The 22,267-nt window shown below is 43.2% G+C and carries 9 protein-coding genes, 1 tRNA gene and 5 rRNA genes; 4 read left to right on the top strand and 11 right to left on the bottom strand.

Translation table 11 applies throughout. The features are described 5' to 3' along the window. Nucleotides 1-46: 46 nt before the first annotated feature. The 11 genes from CMT41_RS02170 to dusB form a co-directional block, all read right to left on the bottom strand. Nucleotides 47-2,951: ribosomal RNA gene (locus CMT41_RS02170) — 23S ribosomal RNA — on the bottom strand. A gap of 620 nt (nucleotides 2,952-3,571) precedes the next feature. Next, nucleotides 3,572-3,647, bottom strand: a tRNA-Ala gene (locus CMT41_RS02165). 229 nt (nucleotides 3,648-3,876) lie between these two features. Continuing rightward, a 16S ribosomal RNA gene (locus CMT41_RS02160) occupies nucleotides 3,877-5,432 on the bottom strand. A gap of 597 nt (nucleotides 5,433-6,029) precedes the next feature. Continuing rightward, nucleotides 6,030-6,144, bottom strand: a 5S ribosomal RNA gene (gene rrf, locus CMT41_RS02155). A gap of 132 nt (nucleotides 6,145-6,276) precedes the next feature. Continuing rightward, nucleotides 6,277-9,181 (bottom strand): 23S ribosomal RNA (locus tag CMT41_RS02150). 676 nt (nucleotides 9,182-9,857) lie between these two features. Next, a 16S ribosomal RNA gene (locus CMT41_RS02145) occupies nucleotides 9,858-11,413 on the bottom strand. Together the 16S, 23S and 5S rRNA genes with 1 tRNA gene alongside form the textbook arrangement of a ribosomal RNA operon. 879 nt (nucleotides 11,414-12,292) lie before the next feature. After that, on the bottom strand, nucleotides 12,293-13,588 hold the full coding sequence (gene purD, locus CMT41_RS02140) for a phosphoribosylamine--glycine ligase (RefSeq protein WP_057179524.1): 1,296 nt from the start codon (nucleotides 13,586-13,588) through the stop codon (nucleotides 12,293-12,295). A gap of 40 nt (nucleotides 13,589-13,628) precedes the next feature. After that, nucleotides 13,629-14,483 carry a class I SAM-dependent methyltransferase gene (locus tag CMT41_RS02135; RefSeq protein ID WP_057179523.1) on the bottom strand — a complete coding sequence of 285 codons (855 nt, stop codon included), beginning with the start codon at nucleotides 14,481-14,483 and terminating at the stop codon, nucleotides 13,629-13,631. A 448-nt stretch (nucleotides 14,484-14,931) separates the two neighbouring features. After that, nucleotides 14,932-16,533: a bifunctional phosphoribosylaminoimidazolecarboxamide formyltransferase/IMP cyclohydrolase gene (purH, locus tag CMT41_RS02130; RefSeq protein ID WP_057179522.1), complete on the bottom strand. Its 1,602-nt coding sequence runs from the start codon at nucleotides 16,531-16,533 to the stop codon at nucleotides 14,932-14,934. Between the two features lie 192 nt (nucleotides 16,534-16,725). After that, entirely contained in the window at nucleotides 16,726-17,013 is a 288-nt protein-coding gene (fis, locus tag CMT41_RS02125; RefSeq protein WP_019029596.1) for a DNA-binding transcriptional regulator Fis, read from the bottom strand. Nucleotides 17,014-17,054: 41 nt separating this feature from the next. Continuing rightward, nucleotides 17,055-18,092: a tRNA dihydrouridine synthase DusB gene (gene dusB, locus CMT41_RS02120; RefSeq protein ID WP_058026209.1), complete on the bottom strand. Its 1,038-nt coding sequence runs from the start codon at nucleotides 18,090-18,092 to the stop codon at nucleotides 17,055-17,057. A 337-nt stretch (nucleotides 18,093-18,429) separates the two neighbouring features. Here dusB and CMT41_RS18915 point away from each other — a divergent pair, with 337 nt between their 5' ends. The 4 genes from CMT41_RS18915 (at nucleotide 18,430) to CMT41_RS02105 (ending at nucleotide 22,088) form a co-directional block, all read left to right on the top strand. Further along, complete coding sequence (locus tag CMT41_RS18915; protein WP_157466252.1) at nucleotides 18,430-18,576, top strand: hypothetical protein; 147 nt, start codon at nucleotides 18,430-18,432, stop codon at nucleotides 18,574-18,576. 642 nt (nucleotides 18,577-19,218) lie between these two features. After that, nucleotides 19,219-19,497, top strand: a complete 279-nt coding sequence (locus CMT41_RS02115; RefSeq protein WP_057179520.1) for a hypothetical protein — start codon at nucleotides 19,219-19,221, stop codon at nucleotides 19,495-19,497. Nucleotides 19,498-19,542: 45 nt separating this feature from the next. Beyond that, on the top strand, nucleotides 19,543-21,408 hold the full coding sequence (locus CMT41_RS02110) for a GGDEF domain-containing protein (RefSeq protein WP_157466250.1): 1,866 nt from the start codon (nucleotides 19,543-19,545) through the stop codon (nucleotides 21,406-21,408). A 98-nt stretch (nucleotides 21,409-21,506) separates the two neighbouring features. Then, nucleotides 21,507-22,088: a GNAT family N-acetyltransferase gene (locus tag CMT41_RS02105; protein ID WP_057179518.1), complete on the top strand. Its 582-nt coding sequence runs from the start codon at nucleotides 21,507-21,509 to the stop codon at nucleotides 22,086-22,088. The last annotated feature ends 179 nt before the right edge of the window (nucleotides 22,089-22,267 follow it).

Genomic DNA, 22,267 nt, shown 5'->3' with positions numbered 1-22,267 from the left:
GTCAGTCTCACACACACTTTATAGTCAAAAACTACTTGGGTGTTGTATGGTTAAGCCTCACGGGCAATTAGTATCAGTTAGCTCAAGACCTCGCAGTCCTTACACACCTGACCTATCAACGTTGTAGTCTCCAACGACCCTTTAGGGGACTTAAAGTCCCAGTGAGAACTCATCTCAAAGCCTGCTTCCCGCTTAGATGCTTTCAGCGGTTATCAGTTCCGAACGTAGCTACCGGGCAATGCCATTGGCATGACAACCCGAACACCAGTGGTTCGTCCACTCCGGTCCTCTCGTACTAGGAGCAGCCCTCTTCAATTCTCAAACGCCCACGGCAGATAGGGACCGAACTGTCTCACGACGTTCTAAACCCAGCTCGCGTACCACTTTAAATGGCGAACAGCCATACCCTTGGGACCGACTTCAGCCCCAGGATGTGATGAGCCGACATCGAGGTGCCAAACACCGCCGTCGATATGAACTCTTGGGCGGTATCAGCCTGTTATCCCCGGAGTACCTTTTATCCGTTGAGCGATGGCCCTTCCATACAGAACCACCGGATCACTATGACCTACTTTCGTACCTGCTCGACGTGTCTGTCTCGCAGTTAAGCTGGCTTATGCCATTGCACTAACCGTACGATGTCCGACCGTACTTAGCCAACCTTCGTGCTCCTCCGTTACTCTTTGGGAGGAGACCGCCCCAGTCAAACTACCCACCAGACAGTGTCCCCAAGCCGGATTACGGCCCTAGGTTAGAACATCACGCATACAAGGGTGGTATTTCAAGGTTGGCTCCACCACATCTAGCGACATGGTTTCATAGCCTCCCACCTATCCTACACATGTAGGAGCAATGTTCACTGTCAAGCTATAGTAAAGGTTCACGGGGTCTTTCCGTCTAGCCGCGGGTATACGGCATCTTAACCGCAAATTCAATTTCACTGAGTCTCGGGTGGAGACAGTGTGGCCATGATTACGCCATTCGTGCAGGTCGGAACTTACCCGACAAGGAATTTCGCTACCTTAGGACCGTTATAGTTACGGCCGCCGTTTACCGGGGCTTCGATCATCAGCTTCGACCTAAGTCTAACCGAATCAATTAACCTTCCGGCACCGGGCAGGCGTCACACCGTATACGTCATCTTTCGATTTTGCACAGTGCTGTGTTTTTAATAAACAGTTCCAGCCACCTGGTTACTTCGACTGGTTTAGGCTCCGGAAGCAAGTTCCTTCACCCTATACCAGCGTACCTTCTCCCGAAGTTACGGTACTATTTTGCCTAGTTCCTTCACCCGAGTTCTCTCAAGCGCCTTAGTATTCTCTACCCAACCACCTGTGTCGGTTTGGGGTACGGTTCCACTATATCTGAAGCTTAGAAGCTTTTCCTGGAAGTGTGGCATCAATGACTTCATCACCGTAGTGACTCGTCTCAGCTCTCAGTTTTCCTAATAAAAGGAGGAGACCGGATTTACCTAATCTCCCAACCTTCAGCCTTTCACACGGACTACCAACGCCGTGCTCACCTAGCCTACTCCGTCCCTCCTTCGCAATATAATGAAGTACAGAAATATTAATCTGTTTCCCATCGACTACGCGTTTCCGCCTCGCCTTAGGGGCCGACTTACCCTGCCCTGATTAACATGGGACAGGAAACCTTGGTCTTTCGGCGGGGGAGTTTTTCACTCCCCTTATCGTTACTCATGTCAGCATTCGCACTTCTGATACCTCCAGCAGACTTCTCAATCTACCTTCAACGGCTTACAGAACGCTCCCCTACCACTTGCAATAAATTGCAAATCCGCAGCTTCGGTGACTAGTTTAGCCCCGTTACATCTTCCGCGCAGACCGACTCGACTAGTGAGCTATTACGCTTTCTTTAAAGGATGGCTGCTTCTAAGCCAACCTCCTAGCTGTCTATGCCTTTCCACATCGTTTCCCACTTAACTAGTACTTTGGGACCTTAGCTGGCGGTCTGGGTTGTTTCCCTCTTCACAATGGACGTTAGCACCCACAGTGTGTCTCCCGGATAGTACTCATTGGTATTCGGAGTTTGCAAAGGGTTGGTAAGTCGGGATGACCCCCTAGCCTTAACAGTGCTCTACCCCCAATGGTATTCGTCCGAGGCTCTACCTAAATAGATTTCGGGGAGAACCAGCTATCTCCCGGCTTGATTAGCCTTTCACTCCGACCCACAAGTCATCACCGCATTTTTCAACATACGTGTGTTCGGTCCTCCAGTTGATGTTACTCAACCTTCAACCTGCCCATGGGTAGATCGCCGGGTTTCGGGTCTATACCCTGCAACTAAACGCGCAGTTAACACTCGCTTTCGCTACGGCTCCCCTAATCGGTTAACCTTGCTACAGAATATAAGTCGCTGACCCATTATACAAAAGGTACGCAGTCACCAAACTAAATTTGGCTCCCACTGCTTGTACGTATGCGGTTTCAGGTTCTATTTCACTCCCCTCACAGGGGTTCTTTTCGCCTTTCCCTCACGGTACTGGTTCACTATCGGTCAGTTAGTAGTATTTAGCCTTGGAGGATGGTCCCCCCATATTCAGACAAAGTTTCACGTGCTCCGTCCTACTCGATTTCACTTAAAGGTTGCTTTTGTGTACGGGACTATCACCCTGTATCGTTCTACTTTCCAGTAGATTCCACTAGCGCCCAATAAGCTTAAGGGCTGATTCGCGTTCGCTCGCCGCTACTAACGAAATCTCGGTTGATTTCTTTTCCTCGGGGTACTTAGATGTTTCAGTTCTCCCGGTTTGCCTCGTTAACCTATGTATTCAGTTAACGATACCTAGCTTATGCTAAGTGGGTTTCCCCATTCGGACATCTCAGGCTATTACGGTTGTTATCACCTTACCTGAGCTTTTCGCAGATTAACACGTCCTTCATCGCCTCTAACTGCCAAGGCATCCACCACATACGCTTAGTCACTTAACCATACAACCCTAAGTAGTTTCTTGTTATTTGACCTTTAATCTTCGTTGCTTAAATATTCGTGTAGAACAAACTACACTTCATATCTAAGCGCCTTGTTTAAAGCACAAACCCCGTCGAAATGAATTATTTATTGTAAAACAAAAGATAAAACATTTTACTAGAATGTTCGGAGACTAATCCGAACTAATTGTAAAGTCTGACATTTTCACGTACTCAATATACTTACCTCGAAAGGTTCATATAAGATGAGTTACTTGATAAGACAATCAATGTCGAGTAGACATCAATCGAATGTTGATACAACCTCTTGGGAGAGATTGCATCGCTTTTGTTGGTATTTATATCATTGCAACGTTCAGCGCGACACCGTTCGTTACGACATAAATACCGATATTTATATCAGCTTTCCAGATTGTTAAAGAACTTCAATTTAAGGCACATTCGCTTAAAAAGTGGTTTAAAAAAACCAAATTTAAAATAACTTTAAAAGTTAAGCTTAAATTTGGCTTCTATTCTCTTTTTATTGAAGAAGAAAATATCCATTTACTTTTAATCAAGGCAGTTGGTAGCGACGTGTAGTTTACTACACGAGCTGCGAACTAACGCAGAGTAAAATTAAATGGTGGAGCTAAGCAGGATCGAACTGCTGACCCCCTGCGTGCAAGGCAGGTGCTCTCCCAGCTGAGCTATAGCCCCATTTATGCGAATTCCTTTACTTAACTTCATCGTTGTATTCGCATCTCAGTCAATCATGTAGTTATCTACATTCATTCCTTCAATGTTCAAGCGCCTTGAAGTAAAGAAAATTAACTCCGCCTAAAACATAAAAGCTTTAGTGGGTTGGTTCTTCTTCATTTTTGTTATCATGTAATTTGTGTGAACACTCGTAGAACCGAAGCTCTCATTAAGCAATTTTACTTCAAGATAAGGAGGTGATCCAACCCCAGGTTCCCCTAGGGTTACCTTGTTACGACTTCACCCCAGTCATGAAACACAAAGTGGTGACCGTCCTCCCGAAGGTTAAACTAGCCACTTCTTTTGCATCCCACTCCCATGGTGTGACGGGCGGTGTGTACAAGGCCCGGGAACGTATTCACCGTGGCGTTCTGATCCACGATTACTAGCGATTCCGACTTCACGGAGTCGAGTTGCAGACTCCGATCCGGACTACGACAGGCTTTGTGGGATTCGCTCCACCTCGCGGTATTGCAGCCCTCTGTACCTGCCATTGTAGCACGTGTGTAGCCCATCCCGTAAGGGCCATGATGACTTGACGTCGTCCCCACCTTCCTCCGGTTTATCACCGGCAGTCTCCTTAGAGTTCCCGCCATAACGCGCTGGCAAATAAGGATAGGGGTTGCGCTCGTTGCGGGACTTAACCCAACATTTCACAACACGAGCTGACGACAGCCATGCAGCACCTGTCACTCAGTTCCCGAAGGCACGCCTGTATCTCTACTGGCTTCTGAGGATGTCAAGGGATGGTAAGGTTCTTCGCGTTGCATCGAATTAAACCACATGCTCCACCGCTTGTGCGGGCCCCCGTCAATTCATTTGAGTTTTAACCTTGCGGCCGTACTCCCCAGGCGGTCAACTTAGTGCGTTAGCTGCGCCACTCACGGATCAAGTCCACGAACGGCTAGTTGACATCGTTTACGGCGTGGACTACCAGGGTATCTAATCCTGTTCGCTCCCCACGCTTTCGTTCCTCAGCGTCAGTATCTGTCCAGGTGGCCGCCTTCGCCACTGATGTTCCTTCCAATCTCTACGCATTTCACCGCTACACTGGAAATTCCACCACCCTCTACAGTACTCTAGTTACCCAGTTCAAAATGCAGTTCCAAGGTTGAGCCCTGGGCTTTCACATCTTGCTTAAATAACCGCCTACGAACGCTTTACGCCCAGTAATTCCGATTAACGCTTGCACCCCTCGTATTACCGCGGCTGCTGGCACGAAGTTAGCCGGTGCTTCTTCTGTTGCTAACGTCACAGTGATGATTTATTAAATCACCACCTTTCCTCACAACTGAAAGTGCTTTACAACCCGAAGGCCTTCTTCACACACGCGGCATGGCTGCATCAGGCTTTCGCCCATTGTGCAATATTCCCCACTGCTGCCTCCCGTAGGAGTCTGGGCCGTGTCTCAGTCCCAGTGTGGCTGATCATCCTCTCAAACCAGCTAGAGATCGTCGCCTTGGTAAGCCTTTACCTTACCAACTAGCTAATCTCACTTGGGCTAATCAAGAAGCGGGAGGTCCGAAGATCCCCCCCTTTGGTACTTTTCACTACAAAAAGCACGTTATGCGGTATTAGCAGTCGTTTCCAACTGTTGTCCCCCACTCCAAGGCATATTCCCAAGCATTACTCACCCGTCCGCCACTCGTCATCAAACTAGCAAGCTAGTTCATGTTACCGTTCGACTTGCATGTGTTAAGCCTGCCGCCAGCGTTCAATCTGAGCCATGATCAAACTCTTCAATTAAAAATCGTTTGTGTAACCTCATCGCAAGCGATGTGTTACTGCTCAATGAATTCTGTCGTGATACCAACCGAAGTTGATATCGCATTACATAGTCGCTACCTATCCCGCTAGAAATAAGTAACTTATATTTATTTGCATGAACATCATTCATTAAGCGTTTTTGTTCTCCCCGAAAGGAAAACTATGTAAAACAACATTAATGTGAGTGTCCACACAAATTGCATGATAACTAATTGTTAAAGAAAAGAGGTCTTAGTCGCATTCGCTAAGTACCTTCACTCCTTGCTAACGTTGCCGTTTGCCCGAAGCAGGATGCGCATTGTACGCTTCCTAGTTTTAATGTCAACACTTAATCTTATATAAAAGTAAGCGTTTTATAAAACCTTATTTTTTACCTTAATCTGCTTATTTACCAAGCAATTAAGTTAAAAAATAGTGTTTCTCAAGTAGCCCGTCACCATTGTGACGGGCTTCTCGTGTGCCAAAGCACAAATTAGAAGTTTAGCAATGTCCCGCTACGCTCTCACATGGGCTTAACTGCAACATAAGTCACACGGCCATCGGCGTTTGCGTTTCATTATCGAAACTTAAATAGAAGTTTAGCAATGTCCTACTCTCACATGGGAACTCCCACACTACCATCGGCGCAACTGCGTTTCACTTCTGAGTTCGGAATGGGATCAGGTGGGGCCACAGCGCTATGGTCGCTAAACAAAAAAGGGTACAATCTTGGAAATTTGATATAAAAAGTTTACAAAAGCAATTCAAGTAACACGAGTACGTGTTTTATATATTTATGTCAGTCTCACACACACTTTATAGTCAAAAACTACTTGGGTGTTGTATGGTTAAGCCTCACGGGCAATTAGTATCAGTTAGCTCAAGACCTCGCAGTCCTTACACACCTGACCTATCAACGTTGTAGTCTCCAACGACCCTTTAGGGGACTTAAAGTCCCAGTGAGAACTCATCTCAAAGCCTGCTTCCCGCTTAGATGCTTTCAGCGGTTATCAGTTCCGAACGTAGCTACCGGGCAATGCCATTGGCATGACAACCCGAACACCAGTGGTTCGTCCACTCCGGTCCTCTCGTACTAGGAGCAGCCCTCTTCAATTCTCAAACGCCCACGGCAGATAGGGACCGAACTGTCTCACGACGTTCTAAACCCAGCTCGCGTACCACTTTAAATGGCGAACAGCCATACCCTTGGGACCGACTTCAGCCCCAGGATGTGATGAGCCGACATCGAGGTGCCAAACACCGCCGTCGATATGAACTCTTGGGCGGTATCAGCCTGTTATCCCCGGAGTACCTTTTATCCGTTGAGCGATGGCCCTTCCATACAGAACCACCGGATCACTATGACCTACTTTCGTACCTGCTCGACGTGTCTGTCTCGCAGTTAAGCTGGCTTATGCCATTGCACTAACCGTACGATGTCCGACCGTACTTAGCCAACCTTCGTGCTCCTCCGTTACTCTTTGGGAGGAGACCGCCCCAGTCAAACTACCCACCAGACAGTGTCCCCAAGCCGGATTACGGCCCTAGGTTAGAACATCACGCATACAAGGGTGGTATTTCAAGGTTGGCTCCACCACATCTAGCGACATGGTTTCATAGCCTCCCACCTATCCTACACATGTAGGAGCAATGTTCACTGTCAAGCTATAGTAAAGGTTCACGGGGTCTTTCCGTCTAGCCGCGGGTATACGGCATCTTAACCGCAAATTCAATTTCACTGAGTCTCGGGTGGAGACAGTGTGGCCATGATTACGCCATTCGTGCAGGTCGGAACTTACCCGACAAGGAATTTCGCTACCTTAGGACCGTTATAGTTACGGCCGCCGTTTACCGGGGCTTCGATCATCAGCTTCGACCTAAGTCTAACCGAATCAATTAACCTTCCGGCACCGGGCAGGCGTCACACCGTATACGTCATCTTTCGATTTTGCACAGTGCTGTGTTTTTAATAAACAGTTCCAGCCACCTGGTTACTTCGACTGGTTTAGGCTCCGGAAGCAAGTTCCTTCACCCTATACCAGCGTACCTTCTCCCGAAGTTACGGTACTATTTTGCCTAGTTCCTTCACCCGAGTTCTCTCAAGCGCCTTAGTATTCTCTACCCAACCACCTGTGTCGGTTTGGGGTACGGTTCCACTATATCTGAAGCTTAGAAGCTTTTCCTGGAAGTGTGGCATCAATGACTTCATCACCGTAGTGACTCGTCTCAGCTCTCAGTTTTCCTAATAAAAGGAGGAGACCGGATTTACCTAATCTCCCAACCTTCAGCCTTTCACACGGACTACCAACGCCGTGCTCACCTAGCCTACTCCGTCCCTCCTTCGCAATATAATGAAGTACAGAAATATTAATCTGTTTCCCATCGACTACGCGTTTCCGCCTCGCCTTAGGGGCCGACTTACCCTGCCCTGATTAACATGGGACAGGAAACCTTGGTCTTTCGGCGGGGGAGTTTTTCACTCCCCTTATCGTTACTCATGTCAGCATTCGCACTTCTGATACCTCCAGCAGACTTCTCAATCTACCTTCAACGGCTTACAGAACGCTCCCCTACCACTTGCAATAAATTGCAAATCCGCAGCTTCGGTGACTAGTTTAGCCCCGTTACATCTTCCGCGCAGACCGACTCGACTAGTGAGCTATTACGCTTTCTTTAAAGGATGGCTGCTTCTAAGCCAACCTCCTAGCTGTCTATGCCTTTCCACATCGTTTCCCACTTAACTAGTACTTTGGGACCTTAGCTGGCGGTCTGGGTTGTTTCCCTCTTCACAATGGACGTTAGCACCCACAGTGTGTCTCCCGGATAGTACTCATTGGTATTCGGAGTTTGCAAAGGGTTGGTAAGTCGGGATGACCCCCTAGCCTTAACAGTGCTCTACCCCCAATGGTATTCGTCCGAGGCTCTACCTAAATAGATTTCGGGGAGAACCAGCTATCTCCCGGCTTGATTAGCCTTTCACTCCGACCCACAAGTCATCACCGCATTTTTCAACATACGTGTGTTCGGTCCTCCAGTTGATGTTACTCAACCTTCAACCTGCCCATGGGTAGATCGCCGGGTTTCGGGTCTATACCCTGCAACTAAACGCGCAGTTAACACTCGCTTTCGCTACGGCTCCCCTAATCGGTTAACCTTGCTACAGAATATAAGTCGCTGACCCATTATACAAAAGGTACGCAGTCACCAAACTAAATTTGGCTCCCACTGCTTGTACGTATGCGGTTTCAGGTTCTATTTCACTCCCCTCACAGGGGTTCTTTTCGCCTTTCCCTCACGGTACTGGTTCACTATCGGTCAGTTAGTAGTATTTAGCCTTGGAGGATGGTCCCCCCATATTCAGACAAAGTTTCACGTGCTCCGTCCTACTCGATTTCACTTAAAGGTTGCTTTTGTGTACGGGACTATCACCCTGTATCGTTCTACTTTCCAGTAGATTCCACTAGCGCCCAATAAGCTTAAGGGCTGATTCGCGTTCGCTCGCCGCTACTAACGAAATCTCGGTTGATTTCTTTTCCTCGGGGTACTTAGATGTTTCAGTTCTCCCGGTTTGCCTCGTTAACCTATGTATTCAGTTAACGATACCTAGCTTATGCTAAGTGGGTTTCCCCATTCGGACATCTCAGGCTATTACGGTTGTTATCACCTTACCTGAGCTTTTCGCAGATTAACACGTCCTTCATCGCCTCTAACTGCCAAGGCATCCACCACATACGCTTAGTCACTTAACCATACAACCCTAAGTAGTTTCTTGTTATTTGACCTTTATACTTCGTTGCTTAAATATTCGTGTAGAACAAACTACACTTCATATCTAAGCGCCTTGTTTAAAGCACAAATCCCGTCGAAATGAATTATTTATCGTAAAAACAAAAGATAAAACATTTTACTAGAATGTTCGGAGACTAATCCGAACTAATTGTAAAGTCTGACATTTTCACGTACTCAATATACTTACCTCGAAAGGTTCATATAAGATGAGTTACTTGATAAGACAATCAATGTCGAGTAGACATTAATCGAATGTTGATACAACCTCTTGGGAGAGATTGTATCGCTTTTGTTGGTATTTATATCATTGTAACGTTCAGCGCGACACCGTTCGTTACGACATAAATACCGATATTTATATCAGCTTTCCAGATTGTTAAAGAACTTCAATTTAAGGCACATTCGCTTAAAAAGTGGTTTAAAAAACCAAACTTAAGTTGTTTTCATAAGCGCGAATAAATTCCCGCCTACAACACTTTAAGTTTGGCTTCTTTCTTTAGTGAAGAAGTTATTTGCCCAGCTGAGCTATAGCCCTTACTTTACAGTAAAAGTGGGTTCTTCTTCATATTTGTTATCATGTAATTTGTGTGAACACTCGTAAAGCCGAAGCTTTCATTAAGCAATTTTACTTCAAGATAAGGAGGTGATCCAACCCCAGGTTCCCCTAGGGTTACCTTGTTACGACTTCACCCCAGTCATGAAACACAAAGTGGTGACCGTCCTCCCGAAGGTTAAACTAGCCACTTCTTTTGCATCCCACTCCCATGGTGTGACGGGCGGTGTGTACAAGGCCCGGGAACGTATTCACCGTGGCGTTCTGATCCACGATTACTAGCGATTCCGACTTCACGGAGTCGAGTTGCAGACTCCGATCCGGACTACGACAGGCTTTGTGGGATTCGCTCCACCTCGCGGTATTGCAGCCCTCTGTACCTGCCATTGTAGCACGTGTGTAGCCCATCCCGTAAGGGCCATGATGACTTGACGTCGTCCCCACCTTCCTCCGGTTTATCACCGGCAGTCTCCTTAGAGTTCCCGCCATAACGCGCTGGCAAATAAGGATAGGGGTTGCGCTCGTTGCGGGACTTAACCCAACATTTCACAACACGAGCTGACGACAGCCATGCAGCACCTGTCACTCAGTTCCCGAAGGCACGCCTGTATCTCTACTGGCTTCTGAGGATGTCAAGGGATGGTAAGGTTCTTCGCGTTGCATCGAATTAAACCACATGCTCCACCGCTTGTGCGGGCCCCCGTCAATTCATTTGAGTTTTAACCTTGCGGCCGTACTCCCCAGGCGGTCAACTTAGTGCGTTAGCTGCGCCACTCACGGATCAAGTCCACGAACGGCTAGTTGACATCGTTTACGGCGTGGACTACCAGGGTATCTAATCCTGTTCGCTCCCCACGCTTTCGTTCCTCAGCGTCAGTATCTGTCCAGGTGGCCGCCTTCGCCACTGATGTTCCTTCCAATCTCTACGCATTTCACCGCTACACTGGAAATTCCACCACCCTCTACAGTACTCTAGTTACCCAGTTCAAAATGCAGTTCCAAGGTTGAGCCCTGGGCTTTCACATCTTGCTTAAATAACCGCCTACGAACGCTTTACGCCCAGTAATTCCGATTAACGCTTGCACCCCTCGTATTACCGCGGCTGCTGGCACGAAGTTAGCCGGTGCTTCTTCTGTTGCTAACGTCACAGTGATGATTTATTAAATCACCACCTTTCCTCACAACTGAAAGTGCTTTACAACCCGAAGGCCTTCTTCACACACGCGGCATGGCTGCATCAGGCTTTCGCCCATTGTGCAATATTCCCCACTGCTGCCTCCCGTAGGAGTCTGGGCCGTGTCTCAGTCCCAGTGTGGCTGATCATCCTCTCAAACCAGCTAGAGATCGTCGCCTTGGTAAGCCTTTACCTTACCAACTAGCTAATCTCACTTGGGCTAATCAAGAAGCGGGAGGTCCGAAGATCCCCCCCTTTGGTACTTTTCACTACAAAAAGCACGTTATGCGGTATTAGCAGTCGTTTCCAACTGTTGTCCCCCACTCCAAGGCATATTCCCAAGCATTACTCACCCGTCCGCCACTCGTCATCAAACTAGCAAGCTAGTTCATGTTACCGTTCGACTTGCATGTGTTAAGCCTGCCGCCAGCGTTCAATCTGAGCCATGATCAAACTCTTCAATTAAAAATCGTTTGTGTAACCTCATCGCAAGCGATGTGTTACTGCTCAATGAATTCTGTCGTTTCTTTTAAAAGTAATGCGTGAATACTTTCGTTAAAAAATAAGCCCGCCTACAAGTAAAAGAAGCATTACATAGTCGCTACCTATCTCGCTAGAAATAAGTAACTTATATTTATTTGCATGAACATCATTCATTAAGCGTTTTTGTTCTCCTCGAAAGGAAAACTATGTAAAACAACATTAATGTGAGTGCCCACACAAATTGCATGATAACTAATTGTTAAAGAAAATAGGTCTTAGTCGCATTCGCTAAGTACCTTCGCTCCTTGCTAACGTTGCCGTTTGCCCGAAGCAGGATGCGCATTGTACGCCTCCGAGTTTTGATGTCAACGTTTTTTTTGATAAAAAGTAAAGTATTTTAAAACACTTCAAAACGTAGCTTAAGTTAGTTGATTTACCTTAAAAGGAAGTAGATAACTTATCAAAACAGCTCTTTGGGTTACCCCTTGGAACTTGATGCGCATTTTAGAGACTTTTCATTTTTGATCAAGGGTTATTTTCACCTTTCCGCCCGTTCGCGTATTTATTATACATATCGCTTTCATATTGGCCTATAAAGCACGATCGCATAGGATCCTTGGTCATTTTTTTACACAAGGCTCAATTTTGACAAGGCTTTTAACCTAGCACTTAGTGCAACTAAAGCGGCTGATATAGTGCAGTCATAAGCTTACTTTCTAGCAAATAATGAAAAAACCGACACTAAGGTCGGTTTTTGTATAGTTAACTAGATGATCACAGGTTAAATGAGTAGTAAGATCATTGAGATGATCTTTCCCTCTTACCCTCTCTACGATTACACTAGCTGTGTTCTAGTTTTAGTTAAGTACTTTCTTGTTCACGGGCAATAGCGCGGTAAGCGATATCTGTCCTAAACTCTACACCTTGCCAGCTAATTTGGTGCAATAGTTCATAAGCGGTTTGTTGAGCTTCGGTTACTGTATTACCTAATGCGGTTGCACAGAGTACACGGCCGCCATTAGTAACTACCTCACCTTGCTCATTAAGCTTAGTACCGGCATGGAATATTTTTGCTGAGACATTATTGTTAGCATCTAAGCCTGAAATTACATCACCTTTAGGGTAACTCGCTGGATAACTTTGTGCGGCAAGCACCACACCGACGGCAGCACGACTATCAAAGTCGATGGTTACTTTATCTAATTCACCACGGGTAGCGGCTAAACATAGCTCAACTAAATCTGATTGTAAGCGCATCATGATAGGTTGCGTTTCAGGATCACCAAAACGGCAGTTATATTCAATGACGTTTGGCGTGCCATCGCTTGCTATCATTAAGCCTGCATATAAGAAACCACTGTAAGGTGCTCCCTCGGCTGCCATACCTGCAACCGTTGGCATAATAACTTCGGCCATAATACGATCATGGATTTCAGGAGTTACCACTGCTGCGGGAGAATATGCACCCATGCCACCAGTGTTTGGACCTAAGTCACCATTTAAGGCACGTTTATGATCTTGGCTTGTTGCCATTGGTAAAACATTCTTACCATCAACCATGACGATAAAGCTTGCTTCTTCACCTTCAAGAAACTCTTCAATCACTACGCGATGACCCGCATCACCAAAAGCATTACCCGCTAACATATCGGTAATAGCGTCTTCTGCTTCTTTAACGGTAAGGGCAACTATAACGCCTTTTCCTGCGGCTAAACCATCGGCTTTAACAACAATGGGTGCGCCCTGGGCACGAACATAAGCAAGTGCTGGTTCAACTTCAGTGAATTTTTCATAGCTACCTGAAGGGATATTATTACGAGCTAGGAAGTCTTTAGTAAATGACTTTGAACCTTCAAGCTGAGCGGCTTTGGCACTTGGACCAAAAATAGCTAAACCTTGCGCTTGGAAAGCATCAACAACGCCATCAACAAGGGGTTGTTCAGGACCAACAATAGTTAAGGCAACGTCTTCACTTTGAGCAAAAGCAACCAAGGCAGCATTGTCACTAATATCGATAGCAACATTTTCTAACTTTGCTTCGCTTGCTGTACCAGCATTACCTGGGGCAACAAACACTTTGCTAACCTGACTTGATTGAGCCGCTTTCCATGCTAGTGCATGTTCACGACCACCGCCGCCAATAACTAAGATTTTCATATGTTTTTCCTATTTATTTTCTTATGCGCTAAACCAACACTTACTTTGCTGGTTTAACAAATTTTAAAGTCATGCGATCGCTTTCGCCAATCGCTAAATATTTTGCCCTGTCTTTTTCGCCCAATGCTAATGAAGGCGGTAACGTCCAGACTGTATATTGCGCTAAATCTTTTGGGTTAGCGTTAATCTCACTCGACGCAACAAATCTAAAACCAGCAGCTTTAGCTTGCTTGATTGTTTTTGCTTCTGAAACATAGCCTCCTGCTTTTTCGGCATCAGCGCCCGCTGGTAATCTGTGCTCAACCACACCTAAAACGCCACCTGGCTTCAACGCATTAAAAGCATCTTTAAATACTTGCTCAACACCGGCATCTTTCCAGTTATGTAGATTTCTAAAGGTTAAGATAAGATCGGCAGTACCTTGTGGTGCTAATTCACTTTCTTGACGTGGGGTAAAGTCGGTTAAAACCACTTCACTAAAAACCACGTCTGAAGCTAATTTTTTCACTAATTTTTTACGCGAATTACTATAGTAGTCATCTTCACCCGTGTCTGGGTAATGGGCACCGTATAGTTTACCCGTGCCTTTTAACGCCGGCGCTAATATTTCTGTGTACCAGCCGCCACCTGGGGTAATTTCAACGACAGTCATGGTTGGGGTAAAACCGAAAAAATTTAACGTTTCAATAGGGTGACGATATTGATCACGCGCTTTGTTTTTAGCGGTACGATGATCACCAGCAACTGCGTTTGCAAGTGCCTTTGAAGAAACGCTATTGTTGGCATTAGCTTCATGGGCATGAGTGTCATGCGCAGTTGCAGATAAACTTATTGCACTGCAGCTTAAGGTTACTGCAATAGCGATTGATTTAAGCGCGTTAGTTTTAATTGTCATAACTATGGTCCTTGAAAGAATTATTAGTATTTAAGTCGATATATCTCATATAACGATTAAGGTATTAATTAACGGCAATATTTATAACAGATATCATACCAATTACACTAATTAAGAATTCATTGTCAAATGCTCTAAAAATTCAATAACGTCGTTGCTTTCAATCCTAATAGCCAGCTATTAGTCAACCAAGCGCCTTGTTACTGAACTTTTACCCTCATTGAAAACTGTAACCTTAATTAATTTAAGTGGTATTAAACAAATAAGCAGCGTTGATTTTAATGTAAGTAAATAAATCAACACTGCTTTCTTTCATACTAAATCATCGAACCTAAATGAAGTTCCTTTAAGCTGCTCTGTTCAATTTCAAGAAAAAAGCACGGAGCTGACGAATGTCAGTGAGTACTTTTGACGCCTAAATTGGACTTAGCAGCGACAAGGAGCAATTTTAGTGGCGGAAGTGGCGCATTCCGGTGAATACCATGGCGATGTTATGTTCGTCTGCTGCGGCAATAACTTCGTTATCACGCATAGAGCCACCTGGCTGAATTACTGCAGTAATGCCTGCTTCAGCGGCTGCATCTAAACCATCACGGAATGGGAAGAATGCATCAGATGCCATTACAGAGCCTTTAACTTCTAGATTTTCATCTGCAGCTTTAATACCAGCAACTTTCGCTGAATATACGCGGCTCATTTGACCTGCGCCGACACCAATAGTCATGCTATTTTTAACATATACGATGGCGTTAGATTTAACGTATTTTGCTACTTTCCAGCAAAATTGTAGATCACGCATTTCGTCTGCTGTTGGTTTACGTTTAGTAACGACTTTTAACTCGTCACTCGTTACGCTGCCGTGGTCAGTATCTTGTACTAATAAACCACCATTAACACGTTTAAAATCAAAACCAGTCGATTTGCTATGCCACTGGCCACATTCTAATAAACGTAAGTTCGGCTTAGCAGCAACAATTTTTGCTGCAGCCGCAGAAATGCTTGGCGCGATAATTACTTCTACGAATTGACGAGAAACAATGGCTTCAGCTGTATCAGCATCTAATTCGCGGTTAAAAGCGATAATGCCACCAAACGCTGAAGTAGGGTCAGTTTTATAAGCACCTTCATAAGCCGCTAGAATATTATCACCAATAGCAACACCACAAGGGTTAGCATGTTTAACGATTACACAAGCTGGTTCATCAAATTCTTTAACACACTCTAACGCGGCATCAGTATCAGCAATGTTGTTATAAGATAATGCTTTGCCTTGTAATTGAGTCGCAGTAGAAATGGAGCCTTCTCCTGGGTTAGCTTCTTTATAAAAAGCAGCCTCTTGATGCGAGTTTTCACCGTAACGTAAATCTTGTGTTTTAATAAACTGGCTATTAAAAGTACGTGGGAATTTCACTTTATTTTCAAAGGAAGCAGTAGAGTCTTTCTCGCCGTACGCGGGTAACATTTTACCAAAGTAGTTAGCAATCATACCGTCATAACTAGCGGTATGCTCATAAGCAGCAATCGCTAAATCAAAACGTGTTTTATAGGTTAGTGAATCATTGTTGTTATCTAATTCAGTTAATACACGGTCGTAATCATGTGCGTTAACAACAATAGTCACGTCTTTATGGTTCTTTGCCGCAGCACGAACCATAGTTGGGCCGCCAATATCAATATTTTCAATAGCATTTTCTAATGAACAGTTTTCATCACTTACTGCATTAGCAAATGGGTATAAGTTAACCACAACCATATCAATTGCGCTGATATTGTTTTCTGCCATTACCGCTTCATCAATACCACGACGGGCTAAGATGCCGCCATGTATCTTAGGATGTAATGTTTTAACACGACCATCCATAATTTCTGGGTGACCGGTGTAGTCAGACACTTCAGTTACCTTGATGCCGTTTTCAGCCAATAATTTTGCGGTACCGCCAGTAGAAAGAAGATCAACACCTTTCTCACTTAAGCGACGAGCAAATTCAACAATTCCCGTTTTATCAGAAACACTTAATAGTGCGCGTTTAATTGGACGTGGAGTATCCATTTCTTTATTTACCTTTTTAGTTGTAACTTACTGCTAACTTTGTGCCGACATGCCGTTAACTTGCGAGGTTACATGATTATTTAAAGTGATTTAGAGTGATTTAAAACCATTCCGTTAAAGAGAGAACGCCTTTATGTGGACTGGTATAAACATAAAAAGCACCCTAGGGTGCTTTTCAATATAAATTCGATATTAGTTCATACCGTATTTTTTAAGTTTCTTGCGTAACGTGCCGCGATTGATGCCAAGTAAGTTGGCAGCGCGTGTTTGGTTACCGCGAGTGTACATCATAACTTCTTCTAACATTGGCGCTTCAATTTCGCTCAATACAAGGTCATACATATCATCAACATCGTTACCATTTAATTGTGATAAGTAGTTACTAATTGCGATTTTAGCTTGGCTACGTAATGGAGACGTTTTAGTTTGTGTTTGAATATCGCCAGTGATAAATGGAGAAGAAATATTTTGTTCGAACATATGATATAACTCTTTCTTTTGTTAATAAAATAAAAATAAAACTACGACAACTTGTACTGCTCCCTGGAAGGAGCAGTAACAAAATCATCAAAAAATTTGCCTAACGTCGCCAATTGTTCATAGGTAGACGCTAAAGCATTAAAAATAGCTCTAAACGCTTTGCCTTGGTCAGAATTAAACGCTGTACTGAAACCATCGGAGGTCTCAACCAGATTATGTATATACCAAGAGACGTGTTTTCGGGCAATCATCACACCTTTGAAATCGCCGTAAAACTGATGTAACTCCATAACGTGAGCCAATACTATTGAACGTACTTCGTCCAATGTAGGTGCAAGCATTTTATTGCCCGTTGCCAAGAAATGATTAATTTCTCGAAAAATCCACGGACGACCCTGTGCACCACGGCCAATCATTATGGCATCTGCACCCGTATAGCTTAAAACCTGTAGCGCCTTTTCAGGTGAAGTAATATCACCATTTGCCACTACCGGAATTGAAATAGCCGCTTTTATTGCTTTAATAGTGTCGTATTCCGCATTGCCTTTATAAAAGTCATTACGGGTACGGCCATGCACTGCGAGTGATGCTATACCACTATTTTCAGCAATTTTAGCTATTTCTATACCATTACGAGACTCTTCACACCATCCTGTGCGAATTTTTAGCGTAACCGGAATATCTACCGCTTTTACCACAGCCTGAACAATACGCTCAACCAGTGCTGGTTCTTTTAATAAAGCAGAACCCGCTAATTTCTTATTTACCTTTTTTGCTGGGCAGCCCATATTGATATCAATAATTTGTGCGCCGTTATCAGCATTAACCTTGGCGGCAAAAGCTAATTCATCAGGACAACTTCCGGCAATTTGTACACTGCGGATTCCTGCGGCATCACTATGCAACATTCTCAATTTAGACTTTTCGGTATGCCACACTTTCGGATTTGAGGAAAGCATTTCAGAAACTGCTAAAGCCGCACCCAATTGACAACATAATTGTCGAAAAGGTTGATCGGTTATTCCTGCCATAGGAGCAAGTATTACCTGCGAATTAAGTTGATATGTGCCTATTTTCATACTGCTGTTTTTTTGAGCTACCTTACAAAAGGGCGCTAAGTTTACACGGCTTTATTTCAATTGAAAAGCATAGAATTTGAACAATATTTGATTATTTTTACCTTTTTGATATTGACATTTATTAAAGCATTAATGTGAGCGTAAATCGTACAATTTACTCACAAATTTGTTGACAAATACACCAAAAAAAGACAAAGCCAAATATGGCGAAACTTAGCTCGAATAACGCCTGCAACTGTGGCAGAGTAAAATAACACCACTTGGCAAACTAATTGCTAAAGCAATAATAATTATAAATATAATGACAAAGACCCTAAATACTATTTTAAGAATGCCAATGAGCAATGTATTTGGCAAAGGTGACTACAGTGTTACTTTACACCTTGGCAGTGAAAAATCGCCGGTAAATCTGTTACTCGACACCGGTAGCAGTACCCTAGTGGTAAAAGCTCCGCTTACCCAGCAAATTTTGATAAAAAGTTAACGGCTAGCAGCGCAGTTCAAGAAGTTAACTACGGTGTTGGCCGCTGGAATGGCCCGGTTATTTATACCAATATCAATATTCATGGACATTGCCATGAATCTGAACACCCGCAAGACATAGCAAAAAGTCAGAGCATGAAACTAACGAATGCACCCGTAGCCTTAGTTCATTCAGCAAAGTAAAGTAAAACATTTGCTGATGCCAATGGCATTTTAGGGCTGGCTTATCACCAGCTAAATAAAAGCTTTGATTTTAGCGACTACTTCACTGAGCATAATATTACTCCTGCGTTAAGTTACCCATAGTCTTTCAACCAAGCGCAAAGTGAAGACTTAGCCAGTTTTAAGAAACTAATGTGGCAATATCCAGAAAAGGACATTACGCCCTACTTCACCTTATTAGCAGAGCAGCAACTGAGCGCTAATAAGTTTGCCTTACATAGTAAACGCTCGGCGATACATAAAAGTTAAAGTAATATCGCAGCTTACCGATTAAACATTGTTAGTAAAATCAAGGCTAATCATTCCCTCTTCCCCTTAAACCTGCTAATTTAGCAGCCAAGGTAATTGATTAAAAATAGTTAATTTTATCAATTAACACCTTAAACAGGTTTCACAAAAACAATAAAAGGGAGTAAGCAGTATGAGTAAGGTAATAAACGTATTAGCAACGATGGCGAATGATGCAAGCTTAATAACTAATAAAGAAATAACAGCACTATTAGCAAACACCGATATTTCAAATGAACAAAAACAAGCAATATTAGCACTGGACAGTGAACGCCTAGCTGAAACTATTACTGACTTCCCTGTATCTATGTGTTCAATCGTAGTTGCCCCTGAAGACAATGAGCAGGAAAATCAAGAAGAAACTAATAATGATGAAGCTAAAAATCATCTTAACTGCGCCGTTAATGGCTAATAAGACTAAATTGTAAAATTAGCCAGCTAAAGGAATAGTGCTGCTGTGAATTCAAATTCAAATTCAATTGAAAGTAATAAATATAAGCGACTTCACATTAAAGGAGTACTATTGTTATGGCTAGTCACTTGCTGCAATTTAGCTAGTGGCCAACAAGAAAACTTACCCAATCCTGTTCTTTCAGAACAACTAATCCTAACTCATCAGGATGATATTTCAGCGACACTTAAACTTGCCGATGAAATAAGACGTTTTCAACCATTAAAATTCCAGCAATTAATGCAAAACCTGTCGATAAAAGACGACTTCACTATAGAACAGCAGCATTTATTTAATTTTTTAAAAGGTTATGGCTATACTTTCAGAGGTGAACTTGATAAAGCAGAAAAGCAATTTAAAAGCATCCTGGCGTCCGATGCTAGCCAGCTAACTAAGTTTCGCGCCAGTTACACCTTAGTACATGTGTATGCTGTCAAAAAAATGTGGTATGAGGGCTTAGAACTAGTTGCCACAAATATTAAGACATCGACATCAATAGAAAATAGTGACTATTATCAGGCGTACTTAATTACTACCATTATTTTTTATAAAAATATGAAGCAATATGATCTCTCCTTACATTATATCAAAGAGTTATCAGCACAAATTTTATCACCAAAACTTGACTGTATATCAAAACAATTAGCCCTTGAAGTAAAGTTTTATTTAAATGAACTAAAAAGTAGTGATCCTGATACAGCTATTGCAATCAATAGCTGTAAAAAAACGAATGATATTATGGTCACCAGTATTATTCGTGTTTATCAAGCAAAAGCCTATTTAGCTGAACAAGATGTAAATGGCGCACTCGATAGCCTATTACCCTATATGCAAGAACTAGACAGTAGCTATTACCCTGAATTAATTACCGGGGTAAACAACACTCTAGCACAAGCTTACTGGCAAGCTAATGATATAGCTAGCAGTAAGCATTATGCAGAAAAAGCACTGTTATCCAATAAAAACAACAATAATGTTAACCAAGCCACTAGAACATACCAACTACTTTACCAAATAGCAAAAACAGAAAACAATCCCAGTTCTGCGCTGAACTTTCACGAAAAATATGCCGAGTTAGAAAGACTGTATTCAGATGACATAAAAACTAAAAACTTAGCTTTTCAGTTAGCTAAAAATAAGAACCTGGTACAACAGAATAAAATAGATTTATTAAATGAGAAAAACAATGTACTTGCTGCTGAACAAGCATTAGCTGAAACGAAAATAGCAAACAGACATTTAGTCTTGGTGTTATTAACCTTCATTATTGTCGCGCTAGTCTTATTTGCCTTACGCTTTTGGCGCACACATAAACGGGTGAAAGAACTGGCAGAGTGGGATTCACTAACGGGTATTTTTAATCGTGGTCACTTTACTCAGGTAACTAATAGCGCGTTAAAGTATTGCAAAAATGCTCAGCAAGATTTTAGTTTGATCATGTTCGATTTAGACCACTTCAAAAAAGTTAACGATTGTTTTGGTCATGCTTGTGGTGATTGGGCATTAAAAGCAGTGACAAAAGCGTGTAAAAGTATCGGGAGAAAAAATGATATTTTTGCCCGTATAGGTGGTGAAGAATTTTGCATCGTATTACCTAGCTGTAATATTGATGTGGCTATGCTTAGGGCTGAAGCTTGTCGCGCTGCTATTGAAGATATAATTACGGATGCGTCTGGTTGTGAGTTTACCATTACCGCCAGCTTTGGTGTTACTGATGTTAAGCGCTCTGGTTTTGATTTAGACAAGCTATTGGCTGATGCTGACTTTGCTGCCTATGCCTCAAAAAATTCAGGTCGTAATAGGGTCACTCTTTTTGAGGTGCCGGCAAATGAAGCAGAAGAAAAATTAGATAGCTCATGGAGCTATAGCTAAGCCACTAACAACTAACAACTAACTGCTAACTGCTAACTGCTACTTATCTACCACAATCAGTTTTAGCAATTTCAGCAATTTTATTTATTAAGAATTTCATGCATAGTTTTACCACTGAACGGTTATTAATCAGGCCATTAATAACCGCAGACGAAAGTTTTTATTGTTATCAATACACAGATAAAAAAATGATGCGTATTATTGGCGAGCCGCTAACACAAAAACAAGCGAGTGCGGCTTTTCATCGTGCCTTAAAAGCCAACAAGCTAGATAAAAATACGGTACGCACTTGGGCAATTATTGATAACAAAAGCAATGAAATAATAGGTACACAAGCATTTTCTTGGTTAGCCGCAAGACAAGCCACTAAAGCAAGCAGTGCAACTATTGAACAAGTTGAAATTGGCATTATGTTAGCCACTAAAGCCAATGGGAAATTGTTACCTGAAGAAGCCGTTGCCGCGATAATGGAATACGGATTTAAACAACTTAATATTAATAGAATCAATGCTTTTTATCGGAACAAAAATAGAGCTACGCAACGTATATTGAAAAAAATCGGCTATGTCTACGAAGCTAGTTTACAAGATACCACCACAGATTATGGTTATCAGTATTTTGATCAAGATCAGTGGCAAAGTAAGATTATTACGCACACATCCGCCGCTATAACCAGCTAATAGAATGCAATGCTCTATTAGTTAAGTTTACAGATAAAAACAAGTCGATTTAGTCACATACTGATTGCTCCCTATGCTTACTTCTGCTAATTTAGTTACAAAATAGCTACAAGTGTAAAACTTTACTTTTTGCTAGTTTACAAGTCGTTATCAAACAGTTCTCAAGACAAATTTAATAA

Source organism: Colwellia sp. MT41, from assembly GCF_001444365.1.
In the GTDB taxonomy this organism is placed as follows: Bacteria; Pseudomonadota; Gammaproteobacteria; order Enterobacterales; family Alteromonadaceae; genus Colwellia; species Colwellia marinimaniae.
This window is presented reverse-complemented; position numbering and strand designations above follow the sequence as displayed.

What these genes read in the sequence shown, in the direction of transcription:
- purD (WP_057179524.1), bottom strand. Translation starts at nt 13,588, where the DNA reads ATGAAAATCTTAGTTATTGGCGGCGGTGGTCGTGAACATGCACTAGCA.
- CMT41_RS02135 (WP_057179523.1), bottom strand. Translation starts at nt 14,483, where the DNA reads ATGACAATTAAAACTAACGCGCTTAAATCAATCGCTATTGCAGTAACC.
- purH (WP_057179522.1), bottom strand. Translation starts at nt 16,533, where the DNA reads ATGGATACTCCACGTCCAATTAAACGCGCACTATTAAGTGTTTCTGAT.
- fis (WP_019029596.1), bottom strand. Translation starts at nt 17,013, where the DNA reads ATGTTCGAACAAAATATTTCTTCTCCATTTATCACTGGCGATATTCAA.
- dusB (WP_058026209.1), bottom strand. Translation starts at nt 18,092, where the DNA reads ATGAAAATAGGCACATATCAACTTAATTCGCAGGTAATACTTGCTCCT.
- CMT41_RS18915 (WP_157466252.1), top strand. Translation starts at nt 18,430, where the DNA reads ATGAGCAATGTATTTGGCAAAGGTGACTACAGTGTTACTTTACACCTT.
- CMT41_RS02115 (WP_057179520.1), top strand. Translation starts at nt 19,219, where the DNA reads ATGAGTAAGGTAATAAACGTATTAGCAACGATGGCGAATGATGCAAGC.
- CMT41_RS02105 (WP_057179518.1), top strand. Translation starts at nt 21,507, where the DNA reads ATGCATAGTTTTACCACTGAACGGTTATTAATCAGGCCATTAATAACC.